This window comes from Nonomuraea sp. NPDC049378 (assembly GCF_055586745.1).
Genome location: NZ_JBVJHP010000003.1, coordinates 342,036 through 359,252, shown reverse-complemented (window position 1 = coordinate 359,252; position 17,217 = coordinate 342,036). Strand labels below are relative to the sequence as shown.

Genomic DNA, 17,217 nt, shown 5'->3' with positions numbered 1-17,217 from the left:
TATAACGACGCGTGGGCTGTGCGGAGGGCTGGGAATGTCGGCTGGGACACGCCAACCGTACGGGGGAAATGATGGACGAATCCAATCACTGGTACGGACACTCCCGCATTCTCGGCAAATATTGCGGCCTGCCGGACGAGCTGCCGAAGCGCATCCAGGGGTTTCTCCAGCACGGATGGAACTATCTCCACGGATTTCCCCCGAACGACCACTGGTGCAGCCCTGGCTATCCACGTTTCATCTGGTCGGACGCGCTGCGCCGCCGCGGCTGGTCCATGGGCCGCCGGGGGCACTATCTGATCGGCGCGCCGTGGATTTACCTCCTTCACCTCGAGCCGGACTTGGGCGTGGTTCCCGATCGTGAAGGTACGATCTGGTATCCCTTTCATGGATGGGAGAAGCATTCCGTCAGTGGTGACCATGGTCGACTTGCCGACGAAATACGAGATGTCGAGACCGACCCGGTCACGGTCTGCCTTTACTGGCTGGAGTTCGCAAATCCGGACATTCGGCGGGCGTACGAGTCGAAAGGTTTCCGGGTCATCTGCCATGGCGAGCGCGGATCCCGCTGGGATGCGAAGGGGCGTGACTTCCTGCGCAAGCAACTGCGCCAGTTGCGGCGCCACCGCAGGGTGGCCTCCAACAGGCTCGGCAGCGCGCTGTTCTACGGCGCGTCGGTGGGCTGCGAAGTGGCCGTGTACGGCGATCCGATGCAGTTCGAGGACGAACGGCCGGAATACGGCGGCGCGGCGCGCCGCATGAGGCTCTGGCCCGAACTGCACGGCACGACCGTCGACCCCGGGCTGGCAGCGGAGACGGCGAGGCAGGAGCTGGGTTTCGACTATCAGGCGACACCGGAGGAGCTGCGGCGAATGTTCGGATGGAAGCGGGTGCGCTGTGGATCCCCGGCGACCGGGCACGGAGCGAGGTCATGAGCACGCGCATGAGCGAGGCGCCCGAGAACGTCCGGCTGATCGGCGGCGAGATGTTGCTGTGGTCCGACCTGTCCAACATGGGCGGCATCACGGACTGGCGCGGCGCGGCACTCGAGCTGGTCAGGCGGATGACCCCGGCGAGCGGCAGGGTCCTGCTGGTCGGGCCGCATCCACAGGCGCTGGTGGACGAGGTCGTCGCGCTGGCTTGCGAGGCGGCGGCGCTGGTGCGCTCCTACCCCGACGCGTGCGCGCTCGGCTCGCGGCACCCGGGGCTGGAGGTGTTCTGCGGCCGGCTGGAGATGCTGGACGCCGACGAGCCGTACGACCTGGTTCTCGCGATCGACGGGCTGGCGCGCACCCACTCCGCCGAGGCGCCGGCCGCCGGGTGGAAGGAGTCGGTGACCGCGCTCGCGGCGCTGGTCGCGCCCGGCGGGCGGCTGGTGCTCGGCGTACGCAACGACCTGGGCATCGACCGGTTCATCGAGGCCAGGCCCGCTGACCGGGAGGGCGGCGACGACCAGTGGGCGCCGCACGGTTTCGACCCTGGCTACCCCAGCGGGCCGCTGGCCGTCGACCGCGGCCTGGAGTCCGCGGGTCTGGTCGTGCAGCGCCGTTACGCGGCCTACCCCGGACGCCAGGCGCCGCGCGCGCTGCTGGCCAGCGAGGCGCTGGCCGGCGACCTGCCCGACGCGCTCACGTTCCCGCTCAGCGCGCGCGGCGGCGACCGGATGCTGGCGGCCGACCCGTTGCGGCTGACCCGCGTGGTGTTCCGCCACCGCCTGGGCGAGGAGCTGGCGCCGCTCTGGGTCGCCGTCGCCACCCGCCCGCCGGTCACCCCAGGCGTCGAGGGCGATCTGCCGCTGGGCCTGATCGAGGAGGGCACGGCCCTGTACGAGTTCACCGGCACGGCAACCCGGCGGCTGCCCGACGGCGACGAGCGCCGGATCCCCACCGGCCGGGTCGTCGAGGAGATCCTCGTCGAGGCCTGCGCCCGCGAGGACGTCAGAGCCGTACGCGACCTGCTCGCCCGTCTCGCCGAGTGGCTGGAGGGCGGCGGCGCCGTCGTGGCCGCGGCCGACAGCCTCGTCCACGACGGCACGCGCTTCGCCGCGATCAGCCCCGCGGCGGCGCCGTCCATGCCTCCCGAGCCGCGCGTCGTGCTCTGCCGGATCCTGTGGCGGTTCGCGGACAGGCTGCTGGCGGCCGGGCACCACCATCCGTGGCCGTGGCCGCTGGAGGCCGACCAGCTCGCGCTGACGCTGTGCGGCATGGCCGGGCGGCCATGCGACCGGAACGACCTCGACCGGGCCAGGAAGTTCGACGCCGAGCTCGGCCAGCCCGCCGAGCCGGCCGAGCAGGCCCCCACCTACCGTGACCTGCTCGGCGCCCGCGACCGCCTGGCCGACCAGCTCACCGCCGCCCTGGCCAGGATCGCCCGCCTGGAGACCAAGCTGACCTACCGCGAACGCGAGCTGGTCAGGTCGAAGTCCCGCCTGCGCAGGACGCAGCGCAGGGCCACCGCCTACAGAAGAACCCTCGGATACCGCCTCTCCCGCCGCCTGGCCCGCCCTCGCAAGGTCGCCCGCCGAGTCATCCGCCTGTTGTCCGGTTGACGTAACGATGAGGAGTGCATGTGCCGGTTCTGTCGGTGATCGTGCCGTTCTATAACGTCGAGAAGTACATCGGACCCTGCCTGGACTCCATCGCCGCGCAGACCCTGGCCGATCTCGAGGTGATCTGTGTCGACGACGGCAGTGACGACGGCGGCCCGGCCGTCGTGGCGTCCCGGCAGGCCGGCGACCGCCGGATCCGCCTCATCAGGCAGGACAACCACGGCGTCGGCCGGGCCCGCAACGTCGGCGTACGGCAGGCGAGCGGCCGCTACCTGGCCTTCGTCGACGGCGACGACACCGTGCCGCCCGACGCGTTCGGCCGGATGGTGGCCTCGCTCGAGCACACCGGCTCCGACCTGGCCTGCGGAAACGTCATGCGCCTGCACCGCAACCTGCTCGTGCCCTCGTGGGCGCACCGGCAGGCGTTCGCCAGGCCGGTCAGGGGCACCCACATCACCCGGCACCGGCTGCTGATCCGCGACCGCATGTTGTGGAACAAGGTCTACCGCCGCTCCTTCTGGGACGACCTGGGCCTGAGCTTCCCCGAGCGCATGTACGAGGACCAGCCCGTCGCCATGGCCGCCCACGTCGGCGCCCGTTCGGTGGACGTGCTGTCCAGGGTCGTCTACCACTGGCGGCAGCGCGACGAGCCCGGCGCCTCGATCACCCAGCGCAGCCTGGAGCCCGGCAACCTGCGCGACCGCCTGCTGTCGGTGGTGCAGACCGCCGATCTGATCATGCGTGCCGCGCCAGGACTGAAGCCCGCCTTCGACCGCGACACGATGGACATCGACATGGCGGTCGCCGTCGAGGCCGTGGCCTCCATGGCCGCCACGGGCCGGCCGGCCGACGCCGGCCTGCTCGACCTGGCCTGCCCCTACCTCGACGGCGTCTCGCGCGAAGCCTGGCGGAGCATCCCGTTCGAGCGCCGCCTCCAGGTCCACCTGCTGCACCGGCGCCGCCTGGAGGAGCTGGCCGACGTGTTCGCCGAGGCCCGCGACGGGCGGTTGCTGCCGAAGGTCAGACCGGCGGGGCTGCTGCGCCGGCGCTGGCACGGCCGCCACCCGTCGATGCCGCGCCACCTGTCGGACGTCTCGGGCGAGCTGCGCCTGAAGGGCCGGCTGGTGAGCCTGGAATGGCGCGACGGAGTGTTGCACGGGGTGGGCCGGGTTTCGCTCGGCAGGTTCGACGCCGCCCGCCTGAGACGGGTGCGGTTGCGCGTGTGGTTGCAGGAGCGCGGGACGGGCGAGACCGTGCTCCTGTCGGAAGCGGGCAGCGCGCCCGTCTGGGAGGACGTCGAGCAGGACGGCGGCGGCCCGGTGGCCGAGCACACCTTCCCGTTCAGGTTCGCCTTCGACCCGGAGACGCTGACGCCCGCGCAGCTGGCCAGGCACGGGCACTGGGACCTGCGCGCGCGGCTGAAGGGTCACGGGCTGCGGCTCGACGGCCGGGTGGGCGGGCCGCGCTGGTCGCGGCCGCTCGTCCCGGAGCCGCTGCGGTTGCCGGGGGTGTGGGTGGTGCCGGTGCGCATGCCCAAGGGCGCCTGGGGCCTGCGCCTGCGTACGCCCAAGGCGGTCATCGGCTCGTGCCGGGTGGACGGCGGCGAGCTGGTGTGCGCGGGGAGGATCTCCGACGCCGGCGACGGCGAGCCCGTGCTGCGGCTGAGACGCAGGAGCGACGGCGAGGAGATGTACTTCCCCGTCGCGCTGGACGGCCGGGAGTTCCGCGCGCGGGTGCCGCTGGCCGACATCGACGAGCGCGTCGGTGACGAGGCGTGGTGGGAGGTGCTCATCGACCAGGGCAGGCCCATCCGCCCGCTGGTGCGTACGGGGGAGCGGCCGGTCGCGACCGTCGCCGACCGGCGCTTCCTCATCGACAGGGACGACGACGGCGGCCTGCTGCTCGCCGAACGCTGATCAGGACAGGATGCCGGCCAGCGTCTCCGCGACCCGCTCCTGCTGGGCGTCGGACAGGCCGGGGAACAACGGCAGCGACAGCTCCTCGGCGTAGTAGGCCTCGGCCACGGGGCAGAGCCCGCGCCGGTAGCCGAGGTCCTCGAACACCGGATGCCGGTAGGCCGGCAGGTAGTTGACCTGCACGCCGATGCCCGCGGCGCGCATGCGCTCGTAGACCTCCCGCCTGCGGCCGTCGCCGACCCTGACGGGATAGAGGTGCCAGGCCGGCTCGACGTAGGCACGCTGGGCGGGCAGGACCAGGCCGGGCACGTCGCTCAGCATCAGGTGGTAGCGGGCGACCAGTTCCGCGCGGCGCGCGCGGAAACGGCGCAGCCGCCGCAGCTGGCTCAGGCCGAGCGCGCAGAGCACGTCGGGCAGCCGGTAGTTCAGCCCGAACGCGTGCACCTCCTGGTGCCAGCCGCCCTCGCCGGAATGGCGCTGCTCGGCCGGGTCTCTGACCAGGCCGTGGTTCATGAACCGGGCTGCTCGCAGCAGCCGCTCGGGGTCGGCCGCCGCCACCGCGCCGCCCTCCGCCGTGGTGACGGTCTTGGTCGGGAAGAACGAGAACGTCGTCAGATCCGCCAGCGCCCCCACCGGCCGCCCTTTGTACGCCGACCCGATCGAGTGGGCCGCGTCGGCCATCAGCAGCGCCCCGGCGCCGTCGGCGACCGCGCGCAGCTCGTCGTAGTCGGCGGGATGGCCCGCGTAGTCGACCGCCGTCACCACTCGCGTGCGCGGCGTGACCAGCGCCGCGGCGCTGCCGGGGTCGAGGTTGCCCGTGTCGGGCTGCACGTCGGCGAAGACCACCCGCGCGCCCAGCAGCGCGGCCGTGGCGGCGGTGGCCACGAACGTCAGAGGCGAGGTGACGACCTCGTCGCCCGGCCGCACCCCGGCCGCGACGTAGGCGACGTGCAGCGCCGCGGTGCCGGACGTGACCGCCACGCACGGCACGCCGCCGGTCCAGCGGGCCAGCTCGGCCTCGAACGCCCCGACCGCGGGGCCCGTGGTCAGCCAGTCGCCGCGCAGCACCTCGGCGACGGCCTCGACGTCGGACTCGGTGATCGACTGGCGTCCGTAGGGCAACATCAGCCGGTCACCATGCCGCGCAGGTCGTCGACCGAGAGCCACTGGTCGTTGGTGTCGGACCGGTAGGCGAAACCCTCGGGGAGCAGCTCGCCGGCGTGCGGCGGCCGGTAGCCCCAGGTCGCGATCGTCGGCTGGAGCACGTAGCGGTCGGACAGCCGCAGCGTCCTGCGCCCGTCGTCGGGCCCGATCATCTCCTCGTGCAGCTTCTCGCCGGGGCGCACGCCGATCTCGTAGACCGGGCTGTGCGGGGCGAGCGCCTCGGCCAGGTCGGTGATGCGCATGCTGGGGATGCGCGGCACGTACAGCTCGCCGCCCTGCATCAGGTCGAACGAGTCGACCACGAACCTGACGGCCTGGTCGAGCGTGATCCAGAACCTCGTCATGCGCTTGTCGGTGATCGGCAGGGAGCCGCCCTGCCCGGCCAGCCGCAGGAAGAGCGGCACGACGGAGCCGCGGCTGCCGACGACGTTGCCGTAGCGGACGACGGAGAAGCGGGTCTCGTGGGCGGCGGCGTAGTGGTTGGCCGAGACGAACAGCTTGTCGGCGACGAGCTTCGTGGCGCCGTAGAGGTTGATCGGGCTGGACGCCTTGTCGGTGGAGAGTGCGACGACCCTGCGCACGCCGCAGTCGATGGCGGCCTCGACGACGTTCTGGGAGCCGGATACGTTGGTGCGGACGTATTCGAACGGGTTGTACTCGGCGGTGTCGACCTGCTTGAGCGCCGCCGCGTGGATGACGTGGTCGACGCCGTGCATGGCGCGGGTCAGCCGGTCGCGGTCGCGGACGTCGCCGATGAACCAGCGCAGCCGCTCGTCGTCGTCGAAGAGCTGCTTGAGTTCGTACTGCTTCAGCTCGTCGCGGGAGAAGACCACCAGGCGCCGCACTCCGAGCGAGTCGAGCGCGTGCCTGATGAACGCCTTGCCGAAGGATCCGGTGCCTCCGGTGATCAAGATCGACGATCCGCTGAGAATGCTCACGTGGCCCCCTGAATCGTGCTTGCGCACTGTCGTCGTATGAGCAGGCGGTAGCATAGCGCGATCGTTCGGGGACTCAGCGTCACACGGGGGAATGGGGCTTCGGTGCGCATTGTCGGAATTGTTCAGGCTCGGATGGGCTCCACGCGCCTGCCCGGAAAGGTGCTGCGCGACCTGGGCGGCCGCTCGGTGTTGTCCTGGGTCGTACGCGCGGCGCGCGAGGCGGGCGCCCTCGACGATCTGGTCGTCGCCACCACGATCGAGCCGGCCGACGACGCCGTGGCCGCCGAGTGCCGCGCGCTCGGCGTGGCCTGCCACCGCGGGCCCGTCGACGACGTGCTGACGCGGTTCGTGCAGGCGATGGCCGGGCGGCGGGCCGACGCGGTGATGCGGTTCACGGCCGACTGCCCGCTGCTCGACCCGGCCGTGATCAGGGAGGCGGCGCTGGTCTACCGGGCCGTGCCCGGCCTCGACTACCTGAGCACGAGCCTGGTGCGCACGCTGCCGCGCGGCCTCGACGTGGAGATCGTCGGCAGGACCGCCTTGGAGCGGGCCGACCGGGAGGCCGCCGCCTTCCACCGAACCCACGTCACCTCCTACGTCTACGAGCATCCGGGTGACGCGCGGCTGCTCGGGCTGACCTACCGGCCCGCCGCCGACGACCTGCGGGTCACGCTCGACACCGAGCACGACTGGGAGCTGATCTCCCGCGTGGTGGGCGAGTTCGGCGACCGCTACGTGCCGGTCAAGGCGCTGGTGAGCTGGTTGCGAGCCCGGCCCGAGGTGTGCGGGCTCAACGCCCACGTGCGGCAGAAGGCGCTGCAGGACGCGTGAACGGCCGCCACAGGGTGGGCTTCCGCTGCGACGCCGGGGAGAGCCTCGGGGCCGGCCATCTGGTGCGCTGCGTGGCCCTGGCCGAGGAGTTGTGCGCCCGGGGCGTCGAGGTGGTCTTCCTCGGGCACGTGCGCGGCTCGCCGTGGGCGCTGGCGCAGCTGGAGCAGCGCGGGCTGCCGCTGGTCGACGCGCCGCCGGCACCCGACCGGCTGGCGGCGCTGGCCCGCGAGTTGCGGCTGGCCGCCGTCGTGCTGGACTCGTACGAGCTGCCCGCGGAGACCGGGGCGGCGCTCGGGCGGGCCGGCCTGGCGGTGCTGGCCATCGCCGACGGCGACCCCCTGGGCCAGCAGGCCGACCTCTATCTCGACCAGAACCTCGGCGCCGAGCGCCGCCACGGGTCCGGCAGGGGCGGGCGGTGGCTGGCCGGAGCACGATACGCGCTGCTGCGCGACCGCGTACGCCGCTGCGCGCGCACGCCAAGGCATGACCGGGTGCCGCACGTGCTCTGCTTCTTCGGCGGCACCGACAGCGCCGGCGTCGCCCCCGCGTGGGCGCGGGCGCTCCAGGCGACGGGCGAGCCGTTCCGCGGCACGGTGATCAGCCCGGCGCCCTTCGACGCGGGTGACCCGATCACCGTGATCCCGCCGACGGACCGCCTGCCCGAGCTGATGGCCGGCGCCGACCTCGTGGTCACCGCCGCCGGCTCGGCCATCTGGGAGCTGCTCCACCTCGGCGTGCCCACGGCGCTGACCTGGGTGGCGGACAACCAGCTCATCGGCTATGGCGAGCTGGTCGGCCGGGGCGTCGCCGCCGGGCTGGGCGGCGAGCCGGACGCGCGGGCCGTGGCCGCGCTCGCCCGGCTGCTCGCCGACCCCGCCGCCCGCGAGGAACACGGCAGGCGGGGGAGCGGCCTCGTCGACGGCAAGGGCAGGGAGCGCGTCGCCGAGGCCCTGCTCGCCCTGCTCTAGACGAGGTCCCAGGTCAGCGGCGTGCCGAACGCCGCGTCCTGCGTGAAGCGCCGGCCCATCACCTGCGCGGCGGCCTCGGGAGGCAGCCCGCCCGCCGGCCGGATCGAGCGTACGTTGTCAGGGGTCACCGGCTCGCCCGCGCGCACGTCGCGCACGACGTGGAGGGATCGGCGGAAGCGCAGCCCCTCGCGCTCCGACGGGCGCGGCCCGATCACCGGGCTGCCCAGCGACTGCCAGGCCCGCTCGCTCTCCACCACCAGCGCCAGCAGCTCGCCCGGCTCCAGCGAGAAGGCCGCGTCGACCCCGCCCTCGGCCCTGGACGTCGTGACGTGCTTCTCGATCAGGCAGGCGCCCAGCGCCACCGCTGCCAGCGCGGCGCCCAGCCCCGGCGTGTGGTCGGAGACGCCGACGACCGCTCCGGTGAGTGCGGCCAGCAGCGGCAGCGCGCGCAGGTTGCTCTCGGCGGGCGAGGCCGGATAGGACGCCGTGCACGACAGGACCGCCAGCTGTTCGCAGCCCGCCTCGCGGGCGGCCGTCACGGCGGCCTCGATCTCCCCGGCGGACGCCATGCCCGTCGAGATGATCAGTGGTTTGCCCGTGCTCGCCGCGAGCCTGATCAGCGGCAGGTCCACGATTTCCGACGAGGCGATCTTGTACGCCGGCGTGCCCAGCTTCTCCAGCAGCTCGACGGCCGTGGGGTCGAAGGGGGAGGAGAAGGCGGTGAGCCCGTGCTCGCGGGCCCGCTCGAAGATCGGCTCGTGCCACTCCCACGGCGTGTGGGCACGCTCGTAGAGCTGGTAGAGGTGCTCGCCGCCCCACAGCTCGTGCCCGTCGCCGATCCGGAACGCGGGCCCGTCGCAGTCGACGGTCAGCGTGTCGGCCCGGTAGGTCTGCAGCTTCAGCGCGTGCGCGCCGCTCGCCGCCACCGCGTCCACGATCGCCAGCGCCTGTGCCAGGCTCCCGTTGTGGTTTCCGGACATCTCGGCGACGACGTAGGGCGGGTGCCCCGCCCCGATCGGCCGGCCCGCTATGGAGATCACGCCTGCCCCTTCCTGAGCTCGATGGCCACGACGTCACGCGGAACACCGTCGACGTCGCGCTGGTAGGAGCCCACCTCGGCGAAGCCGAACCGCTGGTGCAGCAGCCTGACCGGCGCGTTGTCGGCCAGCACCTCGCCGCGCAGCGCCGTCTGCCCGAGCGGCCCGAAGGCGTGCGCGATGGCCGCCTTCTCCAGCCCGATCCACGCCCGCAGCAGGTCGCCCGACCCTTCGAGCCCTTCGAGGTCGAGGTAGAAGCCCCAGGAGGCGGCGCCGGACGCCAGGTCGGCGTAGGTCACCACCCCAGCGGAGACCCCGCGGTGGTCGTAGATCAGCACGCACCTGCCCGGGTCGGCGCGGGTCGCCTGCCACCACCGAAGGTGCTCGGCCGGCGCGATCTCGTGCGTGGCGAAACTGGCCGAGCGCACCCGCGGGTGGTTGCGCCATCGGCGCATCACGGGCAGATCATCGTCACGGACGCTCCTCAGCATCGCTGCCCCTAACTCTCAGCGCGGACTCAACTGCACAACGTAGCCGATTGTGCGTCAGGTAAAGAGCTGATCAGGGATGCGGATCCGGCCCGGCGGCCACGGCATGCTGCCCTCGACCTGTCCTTTCGAGCCGGGTCCAGGAAGCAAGGAGCAATCGTCATGATCCCCCTGCTCAGCGTCGTCGTCCCGTTTCACGACGTGGAGGCGTACATCACCGAGTGCCTGAAGTCGCTGGCCGCCCAGACACTGGAAGACTTCGAAGTGATCCTCGTCGACGACGGTTCCGAGGACGGCAGCCGGCGCGTGGCCGAGGACTTCGCCGCCCGCGACGAACGTTTCGTCATCGTCACCCAGCGGAACCAGGGGCCGGGGCCCGCGCGGAACGAGGGCATCCGGCACGCCCGCGGCACCTATCTCGCCTTCGCCGACAGTGACGACGTCGTGCCGCCGCACGCGTACGAGCTGCTCGTCGGCAGCCTGGCCGAGACCGGGTCCGACCTCGCGTGCGGCGCGGTGGGACGGCTCGTGGACGGCCGGCTGGAGGAGTCGACGCTGCACGAGAAGGTGTTCAGGCGACCGCAGCTGTGCACCCACATCACCGACAAGCCGGTGCTCGTCAGGGACCGCACGGTGTGGAACAAGGTCTACCGGCGCGCCTTCTGGGAACGCTGCGGCCTGGCGTTCCCCGCCGGCATCTACGAGGACGTGCCGGTCGCCATGCAGGCGCACGTCCTGGCCACCAGCGTGGACATGGTGGGCGACGTGGTCTATCACTGGCGCAGGCGCGAGACGGGGGCGACGTCGATCACGCAGCGCAGGACCGAGCCGGACAACCTGTACGAGCGCCTCGCGGCCATCCGCGCGGTCCGCGCCTTCCTCGAGGAGCGTGCGCCCGAACTGCTCGACGGCTTCGACGCGCTGGTGCTGGAGAAGGACATCCTGTTCCTCTTCCAGGCGCTGGAGAACTGCGACGAGTGCGGGCCGGTGGTGGAGCTGGCCCACGCGTGGCTGGCCGAGCTGAGCGTGCGGGCACTGGCCACCGCGCCCTCGCTGCGCCGCCTGGAGCTGCACCTGGTCAAGCGCGGCCTGGTGGCGGAACTGCGCAAGGTGCGCGCGTTCCGGCGGGCCCGCGAGGGCAGCACCCGCATCGTGCCGCGCGGCCTGCGCGTCACCAACTGGTACGGCGACTACCCCTTCTTCCGCAACCGCCGGCTCCGGATCCCCGACGAGGTCTTCGACGCCCGGGACGAGCTCAAACTGGTCGCCAGGGTCGACGCGTGCGAGTGGACCGGCACGGAGTACCGGCTGCGGGGGCACGTGTCGTTCCACCGCGTCGACAGGAAGCTGTCCAGGGTCAGCATGTGGCTCGGCGACGGGCGCCGCCGCGTGCCCCTGGAGGTGCGGCGCTCGGGCCGCCACGGCGTGGTCGCCGCCATCGACCCCCGCCGGCTCGGCGGCGGCGGGAAGAACTGGAAGCTCGAGGTGCGCGCCGAACTGCGCGGTCTGGTCATGACCGGCTTGTGCAGGGACGGCGACACCGGGCCCACGTGGCGGTTTTCCGTGCCGGGACGGTCAAGAACAGGCATGGAAACCACCCAGTAGTTCCAGAGAGTGATCGATCCGGCGCGTTGCGTGGCCATGCTGGAGTCCATGAGGACCTATTCGCTCGATGACGTCCACGAGACACGCAAGCGGAGAGATTCCTGGTGGACCGTGTACTTCGTGGACCCGGCCGCCTGCCGGGTCGCGCTGGCCGTCGCCAACCGCACCCAGCTGACGCCCAACGCGCTCACCGTGTTCTCCCTGGTCCTCGGCGCGGTGTCGGCCGCCTGTTTCGCGATGAACCAGCTCGCGGCGGGCGCTCTCGCGTTCTATCTGAGCTTCATGATCGACTGCGTGGACGGCAAGGTCGCCCGGCTCAAGGGCACCGGCACGCCCTTCGGGCTCTGGCTCGACTACGTGGGTGACCGCGTCCGGGTGGTCCTGTGCGCCGGAGGGCTGGCGTACGGGCAGTACGCGCTGACGGGCGAGGTGCACTTCATCGTCCTGGGCGCGGCGGTGGCCGTGCTCGACCTGTTCAGGTACGTCAACGCGCCGCAGATGAAGCGGGTGCGCGAGGCGGTCAAGGAGGGGCGGCAGGAGCCCGGCGACGAGCATGAGCCCTTCGACCAGGATCCTTTCGACCAGGAGCCGCAGGAGCAGCAGGATCGGGTGGCGCTGGGGCGGGGGCCCCGGCGGCGCAGCTTTCCGCGACGGCTCAACAGGTTCCTGGCCCGCCACAGGGTGCGCTCGCACCTGATCAGCGGCATCGAGTTCCATGCGGCGGTGTTCGTGGTCGCGCCTCTTGCGGGGGCATGGGCGCTGATCCCGCTCGCCGCGATGTCGGGGGTTCTGCTGCTGGCCAACGAGGTCTTCCTCGTCTACCGGCTGTGGCTCTTCACGCGCAGGCACGGCGCGGCCTCCTCTCAGGAGAGCCGAGAGCACGTTCTCGTCTAAGTTTTCGGGGGTTACAACGCAATGTCCGACCGGCCAGTCTTCGTCATCGGATGCCCGCGGTCTGGCACCACGATGCTCCAGCTCATGCTCCACTCGCACCCGCGCATGGCGGTGCCTCCGGAGACGCGCTTCCTCGTTCCCGCCTACCACCGCCGGCGCACCTGGGGCGACCTGCGGGTCACCCAGCGCCGGCGCGCGTTCGCCCAGTGGATCGCGACCGAACGCAGCACCAAGTTCCGCGAGCTCAAGATCGACAAGGACGAGTTCGTCCGGCAGTGCGTGGAGGGCCCGGGCTCGCTCGGATCGGTGATCGGCACGGCCTTCCGCATGTACGCCGACCGCTTCGACAAGCCCCGCTGGGGCGACAAGCGACCGAGCTACGTCAAGCAGGTCGACATGCTGCTGCGGCTCTTCCCCGACGCCCAGTTCATCCACCTGATCAGGGACGGCCGCGACTGCGTGTCCTCGCTGAAGGAGATGCCCTGGTACAACCTGGACTCCTTCCACGCCGTGTCCACCTGGGCCGAGGCCATCGACGCGGGCGGCCGGCTGCGCCGGACCCTGCCCGATGACACGTACTACGAGCTGCGCTACGAGGACCTCACGGACGACCCGGCGACCGAGCTGAAGAAGCTCTGCCACTTCCTGGAGGAGGACTTCGCCCCGTCGATGGTCTCCCCGCGCGAGGCGGCCCAGGTGGCGGTGCCGCAGCACAAGGTTTGGCACAGCAACACGCACAGCGACGTCCTGCGCAGCCGCGTGGGCAGCTGGGCGAACCGGCTGGAGGACTGGGAGATCTCGTTGTGCGAGCACATGCTCGGCGACCGCCTGGAGTCCATGGGGTACGAGCTCACCGGCGCGCCCAAGCCCACCAAGGAGCACGTGGTCGCCTGCCAGAAGACGATGCAGAAGCGTAAGGCCAGCCGCATGCGCAAGGCCATGCGCGACCGGCTGAACCGGCTGCGCGAGCCGAGCCCGGTGGCCGCGATGCTCACCTCGGGCCAGTGCTCGCTCGCGGGCGTGCCGCAACAGCGCCCGGAGCTGGCCGAACCGGCGGTGTAGCCGCCTCAGCGGTCGATGTGGGCGAACATCGACTCCCAGCGGTCCAGCACGGGGTCGAGGCGGAAGGCCTCGGCCCGTGCGCGGGCGGCGGCGCCCGCGCGGCGCCGCTCCTCCGTGGAACGGACGAGCCGGCCCAGCGCCGAGGCGAAGGCGGTGACGTCGCCGGGCGGCACCACCACCGGCCCGGCCGAGCGCACGCCCCCCGAGACGCCGAACGCCACCGCGGGCACCCCGTGCGCCGCCGACTCCAGCAGCACGACGGGCAGTCCCTCGTGCTCGCTGGTCAGGCCGAGAACCGAGGCCGCCAGATATTCGCCGGGCATGCGCGCGGCGGGCACCCGCCCGCGGAAGACCACCCGGTCACCGACGCCCTCCCCGGCCGCGCGCTCGCGCAGCCGCGCCAGCTCGCCGCCGTCGCCGATCAGGTGCAGCTCCCACGGCGGCGGCGCGCCCGACCGGGCGAACGCGGTGATCAGCCGGTCGAACCGTTTGACCCCCTCCAGCCTGCCCACGCCGAGCACCCGCGGCGAGTCGAGCGCGGACGTCTCCTCCGGCCAGGCCGCCAGGGGGTTCGGCAGGCTCCACGTGTTGGGCAGCAGCGCGTGCTCCGAGAACCGCCACGCGTCGTCCTCGCTGAGGAACACCGCCTGGTCGAGCCGGGGGTAGTGCCTCCTGATCGAGGCCAGGTGCCAGCAGTCGCGGGCGTGGTCGTAGGAGCCGTGGTACTGCCCGATGGGCCGGAACGCCGGCGGCAGCAGCCCCGCGATCCTGGCCACCGCCGAGGGCGAGGTCATCACCGCGTACCCCGGCCGGATCGTTTCGAGCAGTTCCTTCAGCTTCCTGTCGACCCGCCTGCGGGCCAGGCGTCCGGCCGTGTCCACGGGCCGGCGGCTGATCACGTGGTGGTGGTAGAGCGGCCGGTGCACGTACCGGAAGGGGGCGGCGGGGCGGTGCAGGCCGATCACGTGCACCTCGTGGCCCCGGCCGGCCAGCCCCTGCGCGAGGGTGTGCGTCACCTGCTGGACGCCGCCGAGGGAGTCGGCGTCGAGGCAGGCGAAGACGACGCTCAATGGGCGCCCTCGAAGAAGTCGGCCACGATCCTGGCGGCGGCGTCGCCGTGCTCGTCGGCGCACCAGAGGTCGCGGAAGGCGGCGTACCGCTCGGCGCAGGCCGCGTGCCGGGCGGGCAGGTCCCTGATCGCGGCCACGAGGTCCTCGGTGGTCGTCACGCACGGTCCCGGCGCGATGGCCGGGAGGTCGTGGTAGACGCCGCGCTCCGACAGCCGGTAGTCGTCCCAGTCGTCGATGAAGAACACCATCGGCTTGCCCGTGAGCGCGTAGTCGCACATCACCGAGGAGTAGTCCGTCAGCAGCGCGTCCGAGGCGGGCATCAGGTCGTTGATCTCCGGGTAGGATCCGGCGGCGCGGACGAAGTGCAGCAGGTGCTCGGGCACGCGATACCGCTCGACCGGATGGGTGCGCAGGACGACGACCCACTCGCCGGCCAGCTCGTCGGCCATGAGTTCCAGGTCCACGCGCACCGACCGGCCGCTGCCCTTGGCCCGGTCCCGGTAGGTGGGCGCGTACAGGAGGATCTTCCTGCCGGGCGGGATCTCCAGCCGTTCCCGCACGTCGCGCGCGCCCTCCCCGCGTACGAGGGCGTCGCAGCGTGGAGTCCCGCAGCGGTAGACCTTGCCCGTGTAGCCGTTGGACGGCAGGAACACCCGCGAGAACTCCGCGCTCGGCGACACCAGCGCGTCCCACCGGGCGACCGCGGCCCGCCATCGTGCCCGCGGCCGGTCGAAGTCGCCGCGCAGGTCGGGCGCGTCGAAGCCGATCGACTTGATCCCCTGCCCGTGCCAGGTCTGCAGGTAGCGGGTGCCCCGCGGCTTCGGGTAGTCGAGCGGGAACCCGTGGCTGTCCACCCAGATTCCCGCGCGCGCCATCGTCCAGACGTAACGCCAGCTGCCCCTGCGCACCCGCCGCACGCCTCGGGGAAACCCGCCGCGCCCCTTCGCCGCCGACCAGACCACCTCGATCGGCAGCCCGCGCCGCCGCACCTCCTCGTGCAGGGCCCGCGGGCTGCCGCTGTAGCCCTTCCCGACGTCCGACTCGAACAGCGCGAGGTCCCCGCGCCGCGGCAACAGGCGGATCAGCACCTTGTACGCCCGCAACTTGTTCCGCGGCGTGCTGTACCGCCTGAGCAGGCGCCGCTTGACCCGCTGCCACACGGGCCGCGGCCCGGCCACGGGACGCACGCACAGGTACGCGGCGTGGCCCTCCGCCTTCACCGTGCGGCCGGGCAACTCGATGGGCTCGGTGCGCGGGTCGACGATGATCCGGTCGGTCGTGGTGTGCCCGTCGGAGGTCCTGGTGAAGCCGATGCGCGGATCGCACTTGCCGGTGGGCGTGAAGACGACCTCGCTGACGTACCCGCCGTCGCCGGACGGTCGCGGCGTGATGGGGACGCGTTTCCCGCCGAGCTGCAGGAACGCCTTCCACTCCAGCGGCAGCTTGCCGAACGGGTCGTAGCTGCGCACGGTCATCCGTACGCGCTCGCCGTCCGAGGACAGGGCGGTCGCCTCGTGCCGCAGCCTGGACGCCGAGTAGGGCAGCTCCGCCAGCCGCAGCCGGGTGATGTCCATGCCGGGCGAGACCGTGGTGCCCCAGTACGTCCGCCCGTCGTGCTGCACGGCGGCCCTGGGGGCGGCTCTCGGCCCGGTGAGCGAGCCCGCCGCGATCCGCAGGTCCTCGATCCGGTCGTCCAGGATGAGCCGGCAGCAGACCCGGTCGAGGGGCGCCATCTCGTCCAGCGCGTCCCCGGGGATCTCCTCCAGGTACGGCCGCACGATGGAGGCGAACTCCTTGATCCACACCAGGTCGCGGGACGGCAGCGGGTTGAGGTAGACGCGCAGGTCCTGGCGGAGGAAGCGGCGCTGGCGGTGCGGCACCAGGTCGCCGGCCCCGTGCCGGCGCAGGGCGTCGTCGCTCATCCGGGCAGCCGTGACCCGCTGGCGCACGTTGTCCAGGTCGTCGATGCTCAGCGAGATCGACTCGTTCGTGGGCGCCCTGTGCCAGTGGTAGACCGTCCACGGCACGACGGCGAACCTGCGTGACAGCGCGTACAACTCGGCGGCGAAGACGTGGTCCTCGTAGTGGATGTCCTCGGGGAAACGCAGCCGGGCGGCGCGCAGCCGGCCCAGGTCGTAGAGCTTGTTGGTGGTGAAGCTGTCGAGGAACAACGCGGGCTCCTCGCGGATGCCCTCGACCACCCGCCGCCGGGCGAACAACCACGGGTAGTACGGCTGCAGGCGGCCGGTCCGCTCGTACAGACGCGAGATCTGCCCCGACACGAAGTCGGCGCCGGTGCGCTCGATCTCGGCGAGCAGGCTCTTGCACGCGTGCCGGGGCATCTCGTCGTCGCTGTCGAGGAACATGACGTACGGCGCGGTCGCCGCGTCGATGCCGTCGTTGCGCGGGGCCCCGCACCCGCCGCTGTTGTGCCGCCTGCGCAGGTAGCGGACCCGGGGGTCGCCGGCCACGAGCCGGGCCGCCACCTCCGGCGTGCCGTCCGTGCTGGCGTCGTCGGAGATGATCACCTCCAGGTCGCGCAGCGACTGCCCGAGCACGGAGCGTACGGCCCTGGGCAGGCGGGCCGCGTCGTTGTACGTGATGACGACGACGGTGCAGTCCGGCATGCCGAGTCCCCCCAGTAGTCCTCTGCGGGGATGGCTGCCCCTGCCGGAGGGGAAGCGTCAGGACTTGAT

At 72.2% G+C, this 17,217-nt stretch carries 14 protein-coding genes; 8 read left to right on the top strand and 6 right to left on the bottom strand.

All coding sequences use genetic code 11. The features are described 5' to 3' along the window. The first annotated feature begins 71 nt into the window (after positions 1-71). The 3 genes from ACZ6SA_RS09345 to ACZ6SA_RS09335 are packed head-to-tail and all read left to right on the top strand — an operon-like array spanning position 72 to position 4,464. Complete coding sequence (locus ACZ6SA_RS09345) at positions 72-935, top strand: hypothetical protein (RefSeq protein ID WP_347646579.1); 864 nt, start codon at positions 72-74, stop codon at positions 933-935. Further along, positions 932-2,548, top strand: coding sequence for a class I SAM-dependent methyltransferase (locus ACZ6SA_RS09340; protein ID WP_465827364.1), 1,617 nt, complete (start codon positions 932-934; stop codon positions 2,546-2,548). Before ACZ6SA_RS09345 ends, ACZ6SA_RS09340 begins: the two co-directional genes overlap by 4 nt. Before the next feature lie 20 nt (positions 2,549-2,568). Beyond that, positions 2,569-4,464 (top strand): glycosyltransferase family 2 protein, encoded by a 1,896-nt coding sequence (locus ACZ6SA_RS09335; protein ID WP_465827363.1) that lies wholly within the window; start codon positions 2,569-2,571, stop codon positions 4,462-4,464. Here the strand turns inward: ACZ6SA_RS09335 and ACZ6SA_RS09330 are convergent, their stop codons facing one another. Both ACZ6SA_RS09330 and pseB read right to left on the bottom strand, forming a co-directional pair. Next, the gene (locus ACZ6SA_RS09330; protein WP_443153082.1) at positions 4,465-5,589 is read right to left on the bottom strand and encodes a DegT/DnrJ/EryC1/StrS family aminotransferase; all 1,125 of its coding nucleotides are present in this window, start codon (positions 5,587-5,589) and stop codon (positions 4,465-4,467) included. Then, positions 5,589-6,566, bottom strand: coding sequence for a UDP-N-acetylglucosamine 4,6-dehydratase (inverting) (pseB, locus tag ACZ6SA_RS09325; protein ID WP_347646583.1), 978 nt, complete (start codon positions 6,564-6,566; stop codon positions 5,589-5,591). The genes ACZ6SA_RS09330 and pseB overlap by 1 nt, the downstream gene beginning before the upstream one ends. Before the next feature lie 102 nt (positions 6,567-6,668). Here pseB and ACZ6SA_RS09320 point away from each other — a divergent pair, with 102 nt between their 5' ends. Together ACZ6SA_RS09320 and ACZ6SA_RS09315 are read left to right on the top strand one after the other, a co-directional pair. Then, entirely contained in the window at positions 6,669-7,397 is a 729-nt protein-coding gene (locus tag ACZ6SA_RS09320; RefSeq protein WP_465827361.1) for a cytidylyltransferase domain-containing protein, read from the top strand. Beyond that, on the top strand, positions 7,394-8,365 hold the full coding sequence (locus tag ACZ6SA_RS09315) for a PseG/SpsG family protein (RefSeq protein WP_347646585.1): 972 nt from the start codon (positions 7,394-7,396) through the stop codon (positions 8,363-8,365). The genes ACZ6SA_RS09320 and ACZ6SA_RS09315 overlap by 4 nt, the downstream gene beginning before the upstream one ends. Here the strand turns inward: ACZ6SA_RS09315 and pseI are convergent. Both pseI and ACZ6SA_RS09305 read right to left on the bottom strand, forming a co-directional pair. Beyond that, complete coding sequence (pseI, locus tag ACZ6SA_RS09310; RefSeq protein ID WP_347646586.1) at positions 8,362-9,405, bottom strand: pseudaminic acid synthase; 1,044 nt, start codon at positions 9,403-9,405, stop codon at positions 8,362-8,364. The two genes, ACZ6SA_RS09315 and pseI, sit on opposite strands and share 4 nt — an antisense overlap. Next, on the bottom strand, positions 9,402-9,893 hold the full coding sequence (locus ACZ6SA_RS09305) for a GNAT family N-acetyltransferase (protein WP_347646587.1): 492 nt from the start codon (positions 9,891-9,893) through the stop codon (positions 9,402-9,404). Before ACZ6SA_RS09305 ends, pseI begins: the two co-directional genes overlap by 4 nt. 159 nt (positions 9,894-10,052) lie before the next feature. Between ACZ6SA_RS09305 and ACZ6SA_RS09300 the strand changes: the two genes are divergently transcribed. Genes ACZ6SA_RS09300 through ACZ6SA_RS09290 form a run of 3 tightly spaced genes read left to right on the top strand, consistent with a single transcriptional unit; the run spans position 10,053 to position 13,451 of the window. Then, positions 10,053-11,495: a glycosyltransferase family 2 protein gene (locus tag ACZ6SA_RS09300; RefSeq protein ID WP_465827359.1), complete on the top strand. Its 1,443-nt coding sequence runs from the start codon at positions 10,053-10,055 to the stop codon at positions 11,493-11,495. A 48-nt stretch (positions 11,496-11,543) separates the two neighbouring features. Continuing rightward, complete coding sequence (locus ACZ6SA_RS09295; protein WP_347646589.1) at positions 11,544-12,389, top strand: CDP-alcohol phosphatidyltransferase family protein; 846 nt, start codon at positions 11,544-11,546, stop codon at positions 12,387-12,389. 21 nt (positions 12,390-12,410) lie between these two features. Further along, positions 12,411-13,451, top strand: coding sequence for a sulfotransferase family protein (locus ACZ6SA_RS09290; RefSeq protein ID WP_465827357.1), 1,041 nt, complete (start codon positions 12,411-12,413; stop codon positions 13,449-13,451). A gap of 5 nt (positions 13,452-13,456) precedes the next feature. On the opposite strand, the gene ACZ6SA_RS09285 is transcribed toward ACZ6SA_RS09290, so the two are convergent. Further along, entirely contained in the window at positions 13,457-14,521 is a 1,065-nt protein-coding gene (locus tag ACZ6SA_RS09285) for a glycosyltransferase (protein ID WP_347646591.1), read from the bottom strand. Next, positions 14,518-17,148 carry a bifunctional glycosyltransferase/CDP-glycerol:glycerophosphate glycerophosphotransferase gene (locus ACZ6SA_RS09280; protein ID WP_465827356.1) on the bottom strand — a complete coding sequence of 877 codons (2,631 nt, stop codon included), beginning with the start codon at positions 17,146-17,148 and terminating at the stop codon, positions 14,518-14,520. Before ACZ6SA_RS09280 ends, ACZ6SA_RS09285 begins: the two co-directional genes overlap by 4 nt. Between the last annotated feature and the right edge of the window lie 69 nt (positions 17,149-17,217).